Raw genomic sequence first — 15,036 nt, forward strand, 5'->3', positions numbered from 1 at the left:
ATATGAACTATTTAAGATAATTTACCAGTAAATTCCCTTGTTACAATTGTAGCATAGTTTCCTTTTTCTAATTCAAAAGATAACTTTAATATGGCTTTTTCTTTTGAATTTAAATTTTCAGAATTATTGTTATTATTCAATTTTTCATAAATTTTCTCAATTTTGAAGTTATAAACGGGAGTAATCATTTTACGTCTAAGACCTGAAAAATTACCGTAATCTTCTATTCTAAACTTCTTAAAGTCTATACTGTATTTTTCAAACACTTCTTTTTCAATTTCGCCAGCTATACCTTTAGAATATTCCGTTTTATAACCGCAAAGTGGTGCAGTAGGTACGCCATCTTCTAAAATATCGCCTTCAAGTGCACCATATCCGTATTCATATCTTTTATTTAATATTTCGTTGAACAGGTATGATTGATAGGAATTCACAAATAAACTTCTGAGTTGTGGAGCAAATGCGTAAAAAGCCTTTTTGTAGTCTTTGTATTTTAAATACTGTTGTATTAGTCTTTTTTCATATTCGCTTTCTCGAGGAAACAATTTTAAAGCTAATTTAAAGTCTCCATCTTCTACGGCTTCTCTTGCTTCTTTTTTAAGCCCTTTTTCGTTTATTGGCGTACCGCAATAAATATAAAAAGCAGTTTCGAAGTCTCTTTCATAGATATGTTTACCTACAAGGTGAGTAATCGGTCTTTGAAGCCCAAAACGTTGGACGCCAAAGTAGTTAATCACATAATCTAAACTTAAATTTTTAGCATCGTAGGATTCCCCCTCTTCTTCAACGTCCCTAATTTTAATAGAAAACCTATTGCCCCATAAATTACCCATTCTCAATTTTTTGTTTGATTTACAAACATCTCGTATTATAAATTGACCGCCTCTTTTTTCCACGAGACCATTTTTACCAACAGCTTCTAAAACTTCCGGTTTAATGCCAAAACATCCCATTCTTTGAGTTGTTAACGCATATTTATCTTTTGTGCCTGCAAAACCGAAGTTTTTTCTTTTGGTTTTAGTTAGTCTTGCTAAGTCTTTTATTACGTCAATAGTGTTGTAATTAACCTTTTCAACCGTAAAGTGTAAAAAAGACCCATTCCAGCGTTCTACATCTTTAAATTCTTCGGGAATCTCTTCATCGACAATCTGATTTTTTAAGCTTTCATTGGCTCCTAAAACCATTCTATTTTCTAAAATTTCCTCTACGATGAAATCTTCAGGATTTTCTTTTACAATTCCGTCATTCCGTTTAAAATTTGTAATATAATGCTCAATATTTAGTTTTAAATCATTTAAATCATTTTTAACCTTTATATTTCTAAATTTTCGTCGGAAATTATTTCTAAATTTTGAAATATTTTTATTACTTTCTTTTTTTCTTTCATTTACGACATATTCAAATTTTTTATAAGTTTCCATGTGTTTACAATCTCCATTTATTACCAATCAATCTTAAATTAGTAATTTTCATCAGCGTATTTTAATTTTACAAACCTATATAAACTATAAATAACTATCTTCTTTTAATCTAAATATTATTATTTATGTGTACACCGATAATTTTTAGTACGCTATTTAGTATATTGTTTAGTATATTAGTACTTGTACATAAATTTATAATTATGTTATAAAACTTATAAATATTTTATTTTATTTTCAAATGTACGTCAGATTCCTATAAAGATGTATTATCGTACAATTTGTAAAGTATATAGTATAAATTGTAAAGTATGCGGTATTTAAGAATTAAAATAATTAAAAATAATTAAAAATAATTAAAAATAAAAAAAGAGAAATAATAATAAATTGAAAAATAACTTAAAAAATTAAGTCATTTAAGCAATATTCAAGATTAAAATTTAAAAATAAATTATAAAAAAAATCACTCAGGAGGGAAACAGTGACAGGAACGAAACAATCCGAAGTAAATATTGGTATGGTTGGACACGTAGACCATGGTAAAACAAGTTTAACAAGAAAATTAACCGGTGTTTGGACAGATACTCACAGTGAGGAATTAAAAAGAGGTATTTCCATTAGATTGGGTTATGCAGACTGTGAAATTAAAAAATGTCCAAAATGTGAAGGTGCTGAGGCTTATACTGTAGGTACTAAATGTGAATGCGGAGAAAAACCAGAAGTTTTAAGGAAAATCTCTTTCGTAGATGCGCCAGGACACGAAACACTTATGGCAACTATGTTATCAGGAGCTTCCTTAATGGATGGGGCTATTTTAGTTATCGCAGCAAGTGAAACATGCCCACAACCTCAAACAAAAGAGCACTTAATGGCTTTAGATGCTTTAGGCGTTAAAAACATATTAATTGTTCAAAATAAAATCGATTTAGTTTCACGTGAAAAAGCAGTCGAAAACTACGATGAAATAAAAGAATTTGTAAAAGGAACTGTTGCGGAAGACGCACCAATAATTCCGGTATCAGCACACCACGGTGCTAATTTGGACATATTATTAAGTGCAATTCAAGAATATATACCTACACCAAAAAGAGACGACACTTTAGACGTTAGAATGCACGTTGCAAGAAGTTTCGACGTTAATAAACCAGGTTCACCTATTAAAAACTTAAAAGGTGGAGTTATCGGTGGAAGTATTATTCAAGGTATCTTAGAAACAGGTGCAGACATCGAAATAAGACCTGGTATCAAAGTTGTTGAAGGAAACAAAACATCTTGGAAACCAATAATAACAAAAATAACATCACTCGGTGCAGGCTCTAAAAAGGTAAAAGAAGCACAACCAGGTGGTTTAATTGGTGTTGGTACTGAATTAGACCCTTCATTAACAAAATCAGATGCTTTAAACGGAAGTATTGCGGGAAAACCAGGAACTTTGCCTCCTACATTAGAACAAATTACTATAAAACCTCAATTACTCGAGAGAGTTGTAGGTTCACAGGATGAATTAACCATCGAACCATTAAAAACAAACGAAGTTTTAATGTTAAACGTAGGTACTTCAACAACCGTGGGTATAACCGCATCAGCAAGACCTGAAGAAGTAGATATTAAATTAAAATTGCCAATTTGCGCTGATAAAAGTGATAGGGTAGCAATTAGCAGAAAAATAGGTTCAAGATGGAGATTAATAGGATACGGTCTTATAATCTAATTATAAATTAATATAACATAATATAATCTAATTATAAATTAATATAATCTAATTATAAATTAATATAATCTAATATAACATAATTATATTATTTTAAAAATAAAAATAAAAAAACTATTTTATAATTTTTTAAGTTTAGCAATGTAAAATGGCTCATTAGGTGGTAATATCTTAAGTGTACCTTTTATTAACGCATCTTGGATGTTTAATCCTTTATAGTCGTTTTTGTCAAGTTTTATCAATTCTACGTCATTTCTAAGGTTTACAATATGGCTAATTACTTCTTCATCTTCTTCTATTTCTGGTGAGCAAGTACTGTAAACTAATTCTCCGCCAGACTTTAATAAATTAATGGCAGTATGTATGAGCTCTTTTTGACGATTAGAGCAAAATAAAATGTCGCTTCTATTTTTAATCCTGCTACTATCTTTATAAGCATTTCCAGTACACGGTGCATCTAACAATATTTTATCAAATAAGCCCAATTCTTCAGATTTTAAATTAACAGAGTCTGTATTTATTGTAACAACGTCTTTAATACCCATACGGTTAACGTTTGAGGTAAGACTTCTAATTCTGTTTTTATTTACTTCGACTGCAAAAATTACGCCTTCATTTTCCAGTAATTGAGCAATATGGGTAGTTTTACCGCCCGGTGCTGCACACATATCCAATATTCGCTCATTTTTTTGTGGATTTAAAGCAATTACGGGCACCATTGAGGAAATACTTTGCATAAAATAATACCCGTATAAATATTCGGGAGTTGCACCAACTGAAAAAGGACTGCTAACCACTTTAAAGGCATAATCTAAAAAGGTATCTTCAAGAACAACCTTTTTATTTTCAAGCCTTTTTTTAAGTTCTTCCGGTGCTATTTGCAATGTATTAACTCTTATATATTTATAGTTTTGAAATTCAGCGTTATTATTTTCATCGGAATTTTCTTCGCCATAAATACTTTTGTCATAACTTTCATCTGAATTTTTAGGCAAATCTAATTCAATTTTATTGTCTTTTCTAATTTTATCCTTCATTTCTCTCATTTTTTTAATATCACGTAATGAAGAGGTAAGTTTAAGTCCCATAATTTCACCATAATTAAAATATATTTTTATCGTAATTCAAAACTATTGTTTATCATATTATTTATAATTTATATCAATAATATCCATAATATCCATAATATCAATATTATCATTATTAATCTTAAATTTTATTTTTTTAGTTTAATTGTCCCAATGATGTACATATCCTTTAATAGTTCCTTTGTGGAACTCTTTAAACTCTATATCGTCAATATATTGCCCGTTTTCAATTTTTTTACCTATTTTTACAACTTTGCTTGAAGTACTTAAATTATTCTCCTTTTTAGTTTTTATTTTATTTTTATTTTTATTTTTTTCCAGAATATTATTTAAATAATTTGGTGAATTAAAGGAACTGAATAATAATTCGAATTCTTCCCCACTATTTAATATAAGGTCCAATAAATTCATATCATCAATATTAAGCTCTTCACAAAATTCAAAAGTCTCAGAACTTGCACAATTCAATATATCCTCAGAATAAAGTTCAAAATCCTTGATGTATGTTATATCTTTACCTAATCCATCAGAAATATCGCAACACGTATTAATATGACCATTAAGGGCCATACCTTCAAAAATTCTTGCTTTTGGTTCGCTAAGCTTTTTAAATATTTCAGGATATTCGTTTATTAGCTTCAAACCTGTATTAAAACTGTCAGGAACTCCGTTCTTTTTATCAAATAAATATTTTTCATACATTAATAAAGCACAGGATACCTTACCTAAGTCATTTGTAATATATATATTAGAATCCAAGTCTTTTTGTTCGTTTTCGTTTCCAGCCATTTCAAAAGTCCTATAAACGGGGTTAGGGGTAATTCCAAAAGCAGTACCTGATAAAACTAATTCTTTGGATTTATTAGTATCTCCGCCGACTAATGGACAATTATATTCGCAACAAGCTGAGTTTATGCCTTTTGAAAGCTCATCGATATAGTTTTTATCGGCGGTTTCACTGTCAAAACCCATCGATATGACAATTCCAAGCGGTTTTGCACACATTGAGGCAATATCTGATACATTTGCAGTAATTACCCTTTTGCCAATTTGAAATGGGGTAAGTAATTTTGGAAAATGGGTGCTCCTAAATAACATATCTGTGGTAATGACTAATTTGTTAACTCCAAGGTCTATAACTGCACAATCGTCCCCTATGGATTTTATAACGTTGGAATTTCCCTTTATTGAGGTATTATTTTTTTGAATTATGTTTATAATCTCAAGTTCGTTTATTTTAGCGTTTTTTGTCATATAATCTACTCTAAAGTCTATTTTATAATTAATCTATAAATCTATTCTTTAATTAACTTATATGATATCTTTTATAAAAAACTGATAATTGAAAAATAATAAAATTATAATTTAAATTTATACTTAAAACTAAAAAAAATGAAAAATAAAAAAGAAAATAAAAAAGAAAATAAAAAATAAAAATTAACCCATTTTTAAATTTAAAAACAATATACTCAATGAATATTAAATAACGGGCCTGATATATTCCAAATTCCAAATAAAATTATAATAATTCCGCTTAATAAAGGTAATTTGTTAATACTGTTATTTGAAACGTATTTTTCTAAAAAATCCTTACTTTTAACAAATAATATTGAGAATAAAGATATACTAATGGCCAAACCTAAGCTGAACACTACTACATAAGCTAAACCTTCCATTATAGCACCACTCGATATGCTAATTAGAAGTACTGCAAGGGCAGCAGGGCAAGGTATTAAACCCGCAGATAAGCCAATGGCTACAGCACTTTTATTTGTATCAATGGCGTGTATATGTGGTTTAAAGTAGCTTTTTAATATCCAAAATCCAACCAATAATAATATAATGCCCCCTATGATTTCCATAGTGGAACTTAGGTTCCCTACGTTCAAATAGTTAGATAAATATAACGATAAAATTCCCATTAGGAAAATTACAAATGTATGAGAAAATACAACTGTAAAACCTAATGTTAATGTATTAGTTATATTTGCATCAGTCCCGAGTACAAAAGCAGCCATCACTGATTTACCGTGTCCAGGTTCAAGTGCGTGAAATGCACCTAATATAAAAGCTGAAATTAAAATAACAAGTTCCATAATATCCACCACTCTAATTTTTATAGTTCAGTATTACGATTTTTAAAATATTCTTAATAAATTATTACTTAGTAATAAAATATTGACCTTACTATATAAATAAGTGGTTATTATAAAGTTTTTTTAAATACTACCATATAATATTTTCATAAATTTTGTGTTATTCCGTATTATTTTTTTAATTTACGTATTATTGTAGAGAATATGGAAATATATTTATATAAGTAAGTTCTACAAATAACAATGTTAATTAATTATCATTACAATATACCCCATATTGTAATTAAAATACATTAAATATTAAAAAATGAAAAATGTAAATTCTTAGGTATCCGTAATATTTAATCATACTTAAATATTTGATGATTAAGTATTAAAATTTTAAAAATAGTAATATCATATCATAAGATTTATATATTATTCCTACTATTACATATGTTTGTTGACAAGTAATATTAAAATTAAAAAAATAATACCTAAATATTAATAATATTTAAATAATATTATTAATTTTGGTACCCCTTAGGTGAATCAATGGTAAGAAGCATAGTTAAAGCTGGTGCAATTATCGCCGGTAGTACAATGTTAGCTTCGGCTATGGCTACAGGCGTTTTTGCAATAGAACAAATTGGAGACGTGGAAGACTTTTCCAAAAAAGTTGTTGTTGATGGAAATTCAAATGTTGATATTGTTGTAGGTTCAAATGCAAAAGCAGGAGATGTAATTTCTGCAGCAGAGATAACCGCAAAAATTGGTAATTTATTATACACTGAACAATCTTCTGAAACAGGTTCGGCAAAGCTTAGTATAAAAGCAGCTTCCGAGTCAGACGATTATAATTTATTAGGAAACACAAAAGTTGCACTATCTGCTACGGGCGATAACGCATTATTCGTTGCTTCTGCAGATGACGATTATGCAGATACACTTGCAAATACTGCTTATTTCGGAGACGATACGGATTTAGATGCTAAAGATGGTGCAGTTTCATTAGGTAGATTATCTACTTTGGCTGAAGTAAAAGATACGGACCCATTCGATTGGTTTAATAACGATGACGATGCCTATGAATTTTTAATGGCAAGACTTACTAAAGAGAGCAATGATAAATGGGCTGTAAAGGAAAATGAATTATCCTATGCAGTTTTATCATTCAAAGACGATAATGAAACTTTTGATGGATTAACCAGTTTATGCCCTGGTAAGGAAATACCATTTTTAGGTGAAGATTATATCATTATGGGTATGAGTTGCGATAAAGATAAAATAACCTTGGGTAAAGAAGTTTTCCAAGGTGTTATTAAAGAAGGAGATACATACAGCGTAAATGGTCTTGATGTTAAAGTTGATTCTGTTTTAGTAAGTACGGATTCCTCAGGAAATGAGGAATATAAAATCAGCTTAAAAATCTTGAAAGATGGCAAAGTAATTGCTGAAAAATTCGACACTGCACCGACTAATTTAATGGCTGGTGGTATCGGGGTTAGAATGTTTAGGGCTTGGAAAGACGTCAGCAACGAGTATGGATTTGTTGAAGTAGTAATCACTGATAAATTAGTAGGTATGCCATTAGGTGAAGAATATATACCGGATTGGGAAGCTTATGCAGTTGCAAAAAAATCTGGTAAATTAGTTTACTTAGATGATATTGAAAAATCAGACTATAAAGTGGGTATTGCTTTAAAATACGTTGGAGATGATAAGGATTCATTATCTTCAGGTAAAGAAGTTGACATATTGAATTATGCGTCATTAAAACTTGATGACGATGATAATAAAGCAACTACTTTAAACGTATTATTTAAAATGAATAATGAAAAAGACGTGGAACTTAATGTGGGTTCAAAAGCAGGCGTTTTAAACTCCGAAATAACTTTGGAAAGTATTGAAGGTAGTGCAATTCAACCAAAAGGTATAAAAACACCATTGGCTGTTTTAGATAGCGAGGTATCGTTAGATTCCGCTAATAAAAATTTAATTCTCATTGGTGGGCCTGTAGTAAATGCTTTATCAAAAGAATTAAGTTCAATGAGTAAAATAGATATTACCACTAATTCAGATGCTACTTTAGCCGTTGTAAATGGTGTAGCTAATGGAAATGACGTTTTAGTCGTAGCTGGTGGGGATACGGAAACTACAAATGAAGCTGCAAAAGCTTTCGTTGAATTATTGTAATTTGATAAAAATATTATTTAATTATAATTTTAGTTTTTTAATTTTTTAGTTTTTTAGGTTTAATAAGTATGTTTTATGAAAATATCTTATAAATTAGTTTTAATATAACTTATTTTTAATATTTTTTTAATTTTTTCTCTATTTTTAGCAGTTTTTTTAATAATTATTTACTTATTTTTCGATTTATTTTCGATTTATATTTAAATAAATTATCAATTTAATTTTTCATATCATTTATGTATATAATCTTTAAAAAGTGTCCTAATTTCGTACGGATAGTTTTATATTATATAATGGCAATATACTATCTAATCAATAAGGTGAAAATATGAAATATTTTAAATTTAAAAATAATGAAACAGACGTCTATTTAAGTAGTAAAAATATAAAAAATGTCGCAATAAACGAAAATTTCGTATATATCGATTTATTCGAACCTATCTATGTAGATAGTACTGTAGCTTGTTTAATGTTTGAAATGGATGCTGAAAAATTAGATAGATTTATGGAATATTTAGCTAACAACTCCTATGATATGGAAGTACCTTCAAAATAATGTAATTTTGAATTTAACAATTTAATTTATTTATATAATTACTTCAAATACTAATAAAATAAAATAAAATAGAATAATAAGAATAAGTATTCCTAAATAACTATTACTTAATTTTAACTATTTTAACTATTTTAGTAATTAAAATTTATTACTCATATTTTTTTGACAATGGGTCTTTTCCGTCGGGAAACATAGCTCCAAAAGGTTCGTGGAGTCCTATTTCGTTTACGGTGCAGAAATTCATTCCGTTGGAATCTCCCACATTAAAAAGTGGTTTAGCCTTTTCTACGTCAAGTGAACCGTCTTTTTTTAAGTATTTATCATCGGCTTCTAAGTTGACAACCTTGCCCATAATTAAATTATAAGTGGGTTCTTCATAAATTTTGAATAATTCGCATTCCATCCAAGCGTAACTTCCCTTAATACCGGGCGTTTTAATTACTCGGGACTGTTTTTCTTCAATATTTGCATAATCGTATTCATCAACTTCTGGAGCAGTATGTTTTGCAGTGGGAACAACCTTATGGGCAAAGTCTATTCCCGTCATATTAACTACAAACTCGTTCATTTCTTTGATATTATCCATCGTATCCCTTCTTTTTGCTGAAGCAATACATATTAAATCAAGAGGTCTTAAAACAGGCATCAAACAAGAGTATGGCGCTATATTTTTAATTCCTTCTTTATTTATTGTTGAAATAAATCCCACTGGCAAAGGTATGAAATTCTCTCTTAAAAACGGTTTTAATATCATAGTATATCCCACTTTCTTTTAATTTGTAAATATTATTAATTTTATAATAATATTACATAATAATACTTATTTTATAAATATATTACTAATTAAAATTTGAGGTATGCGACGTTATGTGATTAAGTTTTCTAATAATCTATTTTTTTGCAGATTTTTAAAATAATAACTTATAAATATCACAATTATTATAATTGACCAAATATGCAAACTTATGGGCTAATAATTTAATTAATATGTTTAAGTATATGCGAATATAAAAAATAAATAAAATATATCCCGTGGTGATACTATCAATCGATGTAAAAAAATGGCAATTGTAGCACATTGTATATTAAATGGAAATGCAAAAGTAGAAGGAATATGCGAGTACGAAGGTGCTTTAAAAGACGTAATAAATTATTTAATGGATGCTAATTATGGTATAATTCAATTACCCTGCCCTGAAACAATAATTTATGGTATTAAAAGATGGGGACACGTAAAAGAACAGTTCGATACACCACATTTTAGAGACCAATCACAAGAGTTATTGAAACCAGTATTACAACAAGTTAAAAACTACTTAGATAATGGCTATACCATTGATTTATTAGTGGGGGTAGATGGTAGCCCAAGTTGCGGAATATATAAAACCTGTTCAGGTGCTGAATGGGGCGGATTTTCCAGTAATTCAAATATGAATGAAAAAATAAAAAATATGGAATTCATTTCTGAAAAAGGAATTTTTATGGATGAATTAATAAATATGTTGGAAGCTAACCAAATTGATATGAAATATGTAGCTATTGATGAAAATAACGTGGAAGAATCTTTAAAATACTTAAAAAGTTTATTATAATTCAATATACTACTTTAAAACTTATTTTTTTGCATATATTTTTATTAAAACGAATTTACGTCATCAAATACTTTTTTAATTTAATTTTTGAGAATATTATATTATTAGATTTAGTAATACCTATAAAATATATTAATAACAGATTATAACAATTTATATATACAATAAACGCAAATCAAATTGATATATTGTAATACAACCATATTAAAAAACTTAATGGTGAGATGGTGAATAAGAAACTTGCATTAGTAGTATTAGGCTTATTAAGTTTAGTATTAGTATTTTCTGGATGTACGTCCAATAATACGCAAAACACAGGTGATTCAAACACCGATATGTCTTGGAAAAATGTTCAAGATAGTGGTGTATTGAAAGTTGGTCTTTGTGCTGCATACCCCCCATTTGAATCCAGAAACGAAAAAACTGGAGAATTTGAAGGTTTTGATATTGACTTTGCAAACGCTATCGGTGAAGAATTAGGCGTAAAAGTTGAAATAATCGATGCAGAATGGCCTGCTTTATTAGGCGGTCTTTCAAAAGGAGATTACGACACATTAATTACCTGTATGTCAGAAAGAGAAACCTCTGCTGAAAATGTAGAAATGAGTGAACCATATTACGCTTTAACAGATGTAGTTGTGGTTAACAAAGAAACCGATTCAATAAACTCATTAAATGATTTAAGTGGTAAAGTTGTAGGTGCACAGTTAGGTACTGGCTCACAAGACACTGCCGAAGGAATTGAAGGCGTTAAAGAAGTTGTAACATATAATTACAACCCTGAAGCATTTATCGACTTAGAAAACGGTAGGGTTGACGCTGTAATTGTAGGTCAAGCTTACGCACTTACTCAAATGAAAGAATATGAAAACGTAAAAGCTACCAACATTACAATTAACCCTGTAAATGTTATTACAGTTCAAAAATCAGGTGCTGTGGCTTTAACTGACAAAATGAATGAAGCAATCAATAAATTAAAAGAAAATGGTAAATATGACGAAATTAAAGAAAAATGGCTCGCATTTGAATAATTAATTTACCATTTTATTGTCTTATTTTTTATTTTTATTTTTAATTTATTCTAAGTTATTTTAATTTATTTTAATTTTAAATGGATGTGAGTATATGAATTTTGATGTAATACTATTGTACAATTTGCCTGCACTATTTTGGGGTTTAGTAATTACCTTAAAAATCGCTTTTTTATCGTTCATATTTGCAGTTATTATTGCACATATTGTGGGTATATTACGTGCTTTAAACATACCTAAGCCTGTTGATATGTTATTTAGAGGGTATGTGGAAATATTTAGGGGCGTACCTTTGCTTATTTTGTTATTTTTTATTTACTATGGTTTACCTTCTATAGGTATAGTAATGGACAATACTACTGCCGCCGTATTGGGTTTATCCTTAAATGGTGGGGCATATATCTCCGAAATTGTCAGGGCTTCCCTTTTATCCATTCCAAAAGGTCAATGGGATGCGTGCTCTTCGTTAGGTATGAGTAAAGTACAAAGTTTGATTTATGTGATAATCCCTCAAACAATACGTATATCTATGCCTTCGCTTATGAATTCATTTTCTGCAATAATAAAAGAGAGTTCTTTAGTTTCCGTAATTGCAATTACTGAATTAACGAGGGTGGGACAGCTGATTTATACAAAAACATCGAGCCCTTTTGAAGTATATATCGTAGTTGCCATAATTTACTTATCTGTAATTGGTATGGTTTCATTGCTCTCCGATTTAATTGAAAAAAGATTAAATTATGCTTATACTCGATAATATAGTAATAAATAAATCTACTAATAGTAATATGGTATTAATAATAATAAAATAATAAAATAATAAAATAATAAAATAATAAAATAATTAAAAAAAATTAGATGATATATTAGTAATTAAAATATGATATTTAATACAATTAACATCTTTTATTTATTTAGTATGCAATATACACATATTCTAATTTTTAGATACTTCATTTTTTATTAATTTTTTCATACTTTTAATACTTTTAATACTTTTATTCCAGGTAATTATCATTGCATTATCTTTTGGACAACTGTCCACACAAGCATTACACGAAATACAATGAACATTTCTTATTTCAGCAGTTTTAGATACTTTAATACCCATCGGGCAAGATTTATCACATTTTGAGCAATTTACACATACATTTGCATCTCTTTTAATCGTCCTTGATTTGATTAAGTTTGTGAGTCCAAGCATTGCACCGGCAGGACATAGGTATCTACAATATACTCTTTCATTAAATAATGATAATATTACCCCGATTGCAACGGTAATCATAAATAATGTTATCAAAAAGTCCACTGAACCATTTAATACGAGCATATAGTACCCAGCAAAGCCTATCATTGCAAATAGCATCAAATACTTTACATATTTTAATTTTTCGTGAGTTTTAGTACTTATAAAATTATTATGTTTGTTTCCAAATATCTTTTTTCCAATTAATCCAGAAATTCTGTGTAATGTGCCCATCGGGCAAATCCAACCACACCAAACTGGCCCAAGTAATAGCATAAATGGGAATAATAGTATTAATACGACCATTCTACCAAACATACCCAGCGCTAAAAGTGGGATAAGTGCACCCAATTGTATATAAAGTCTGCTTTTTTGATTTTTTGATAATTTATTGAACCATTTTTTTAAATCCACAATATCGCCATCTATTTTAAAGATAAATTCATCTTTAAATTAATTTTTAGGTTTAACTTCAAAATTTATTTTTTAATATATTGTTAGATATGGTAATTTTATACTTCTTAATATTAGATATCTAATAATATTATACTATTAGATATCTACTAACTACTATATTAAACTATCCATTAATTTTTAAAATAAAACAATTATTCTTTATCTTTTATATATGTTTATTATATGGAGGTATAACAATATAATATATTAATATAATAACATATTATAATAAAATAGTTAGTAAAAACTAATATATTAAAAACTTTAAATATATGATTATATAAAATGTAATTGATATATACATAATATACACATTATTAGGTATAAAAATCATCTCTAATAAGTGGTATGTTAAACATATTTCATAATATACAAAATATATTATAAATCATAAATGTCAAATCTAAATAGTACTAATATAAATTGTTTAATGTATTTAATATAAGTTGATTAGAGGTTATAATTATGAGTAAATTAATAGAAAGGAGTGAAAATAATTCAATTAATCATTTACTTTATTCCATAAAAACAGAGTTATGTAAAAAATGTAATCAATCTTTTAAAGAGTTGGGAGTTACTGGTTCGCAATTCAATGTTTTAGAAGTTTTGTGGCACAAAGATGGTATTACGCAATCCGAAATACAAAGATATTTAGGTATTAAGGCATCTTCTGTTTCTAATTTAATTGACCATTTAGAAAAAAAAGAACTTATTGAAAGAGTCTTCGATGAAAATGATTCCAGAGTTAAATTAATTTATTTAACTAAAAAAGGATTAGAGCTTAAAGAACAGGGATATGAGAAGTGTAGTGCTCAAACAGAAATGATATTGTCCGGTTTTTCAGATGCAGAAGAATTGGAATTAAAAAATTACCTAAAAAGATTAATATCTAATTTAGGAAACGATTAAATAATGATTGCTGTTTTTAATATCGTTTACTATCAATCAATCTATTTTAAGATTTTAGGATATATTACCTATCTTCATAAAATTTTAATATTTAGTTATACAATTATGAAAAATATCATATTATTTTCTTGTTATTTTATTTTATTTTTTTAATTATATCGGGATTGTTATAAATGCCAATACAATTTTTAATATTATTTTGTATACGGTTGTATATCAGACATTATACATTACATAGTAAATTGCCAAAAATTAATATATTATTAAAATAAGCCATATATTTAAAATGGGTTATATAGTATATTATATTAAAAAATAATCTTTTTTAGTCTTTTTTTTATTATTTGAGGCATTAAAAAAGCCCCCTTAAAATTTTGATATATAAACTTTTCTATTTGCCTTGGATGACTACATATATATAAATTTATAAATTAAATATTTTGATATTACAATTCTTACTAATATTTTACATAAAAATTACATACTAATTATCTAACTAATTATATTTTAATATATCAACTATTAAAATAACCTAAAATACGCCATTAAATTGAGTATACTCAAAATCAGGTATATAACAATTATATATTAAATTGATATATAATATTGGGAAAAATATTATATGAGTAGTAAAAATCACATTAAATTAATATATCTACTTATTTAGATGTAAAACCTAATTTATATCTGTAAATTGTTGCGTATAATTTCTAAATTCTGTAATGTATTAATACAAGAAAATAGTATGTAGTAAT

General features: G+C 27.7%; 13 protein-coding genes. 7 read left to right on the forward strand and 6 right to left on the reverse strand.

Translation table 11 applies throughout. The features are described from left to right. Positions 1-11: 11 nt before the first annotated feature. Complete coding sequence (truD, locus tag J3E06_RS04185; RefSeq protein ID WP_013179560.1) at positions 12-1,421, reverse strand: tRNA pseudouridine(13) synthase TruD; 1,410 nt, start codon at positions 1,419-1,421, stop codon at positions 12-14. 481 nt (positions 1,422-1,902) lie between these two features. On the opposite strand from truD, the gene J3E06_RS04190 reads away from it, so the two are divergent. Further along, complete coding sequence (locus tag J3E06_RS04190) at positions 1,903-3,132, forward strand: translation initiation factor IF-2 subunit gamma (RefSeq protein WP_013179561.1); 1,230 nt, start codon at positions 1,903-1,905, stop codon at positions 3,130-3,132. Between the two features lie 119 nt (positions 3,133-3,251). Here J3E06_RS04190 and J3E06_RS04195 read toward each other — a convergent pair whose 3' ends face one another. The 3 genes from J3E06_RS04195 to J3E06_RS04205 form a co-directional block, all read right to left on the reverse strand. Beyond that, positions 3,252-4,220 carry an NOL1/NOP2/sun family putative RNA methylase gene (locus J3E06_RS04195; protein WP_013179562.1) on the reverse strand — a complete coding sequence of 323 codons (969 nt, stop codon included), beginning with the start codon at positions 4,218-4,220 and terminating at the stop codon, positions 3,252-3,254. A 141-nt stretch (positions 4,221-4,361) separates the two neighbouring features. After that, positions 4,362-5,474, reverse strand: coding sequence for a thiamine-phosphate kinase (locus J3E06_RS04200; protein WP_013179563.1), 1,113 nt, complete (start codon positions 5,472-5,474; stop codon positions 4,362-4,364). 215 nt (positions 5,475-5,689) lie between these two features. After that, entirely contained in the window at positions 5,690-6,316 is a 627-nt protein-coding gene (locus J3E06_RS04205) for a sulfite exporter TauE/SafE family protein (protein WP_013179564.1), read from the reverse strand. Positions 6,317-6,850: 534 nt separating this feature from the next. On the opposite strand from J3E06_RS04205, the gene J3E06_RS04210 reads away from it, so the two are divergent. Further along, positions 6,851-8,491 (forward strand): S-layer protein, encoded by a 1,641-nt coding sequence (locus J3E06_RS04210; RefSeq protein WP_013179565.1) that lies wholly within the window; start codon positions 6,851-6,853, stop codon positions 8,489-8,491. 328 nt (positions 8,492-8,819) lie between these two features. Next, positions 8,820-9,047 carry a hypothetical protein gene (locus J3E06_RS04215; RefSeq protein ID WP_013179566.1) on the forward strand — a complete coding sequence of 76 codons (228 nt, stop codon included), beginning with the start codon at positions 8,820-8,822 and terminating at the stop codon, positions 9,045-9,047. A 148-nt stretch (positions 9,048-9,195) separates the two neighbouring features. On the opposite strand, the gene J3E06_RS04220 is transcribed toward J3E06_RS04215, so the two are convergent. Continuing rightward, positions 9,196-9,801 carry a flavin reductase family protein gene (locus J3E06_RS04220; RefSeq protein WP_013179567.1) on the reverse strand — a complete coding sequence of 202 codons (606 nt, stop codon included), beginning with the start codon at positions 9,799-9,801 and terminating at the stop codon, positions 9,196-9,198. A 307-nt stretch (positions 9,802-10,108) separates the two neighbouring features. Between J3E06_RS04220 and J3E06_RS04225 the strand changes: the two genes are divergently transcribed. The 3 genes from J3E06_RS04225 (at position 10,109) to J3E06_RS04235 (ending at position 12,427) form a co-directional block, all read left to right on the forward strand. Then, positions 10,109-10,639, forward strand: coding sequence for a CD3072 family TudS-related putative desulfidase (locus tag J3E06_RS04225; RefSeq protein WP_259164230.1), 531 nt, complete (start codon positions 10,109-10,111; stop codon positions 10,637-10,639). A gap of 227 nt (positions 10,640-10,866) precedes the next feature. Then, the gene (locus J3E06_RS04230) at positions 10,867-11,670 is read left to right on the forward strand and encodes an ABC transporter substrate-binding protein (protein WP_048187024.1); all 804 of its coding nucleotides are present in this window, start codon (positions 10,867-10,869) and stop codon (positions 11,668-11,670) included. A gap of 94 nt (positions 11,671-11,764) precedes the next feature. After that, complete coding sequence (locus J3E06_RS04235; RefSeq protein ID WP_013179570.1) at positions 11,765-12,427, forward strand: amino acid ABC transporter permease; 663 nt, start codon at positions 11,765-11,767, stop codon at positions 12,425-12,427. A 180-nt stretch (positions 12,428-12,607) separates the two neighbouring features. Here the strand turns inward: J3E06_RS04235 and J3E06_RS04240 are convergent, their stop codons facing one another. After that, complete coding sequence (locus J3E06_RS04240; protein ID WP_013179571.1) at positions 12,608-13,330, reverse strand: 4Fe-4S binding protein; 723 nt, start codon at positions 13,328-13,330, stop codon at positions 12,608-12,610. Positions 13,331-13,837: 507 nt separating this feature from the next. Between J3E06_RS04240 and J3E06_RS04245 the strand changes: the two genes are divergently transcribed. Beyond that, positions 13,838-14,281, forward strand: coding sequence for a MarR family winged helix-turn-helix transcriptional regulator (locus J3E06_RS04245; RefSeq protein WP_013179572.1), 444 nt, complete (start codon positions 13,838-13,840; stop codon positions 14,279-14,281). Positions 14,282-15,036: the final 755 nt, after the last annotated feature.

This window comes from Methanococcus voltae (assembly GCF_024807655.1).
Classification (GTDB): Archaea; AGJL01; Methanococci; order Methanococcales; family Methanococcaceae; genus Methanococcus; species Methanococcus voltae_D.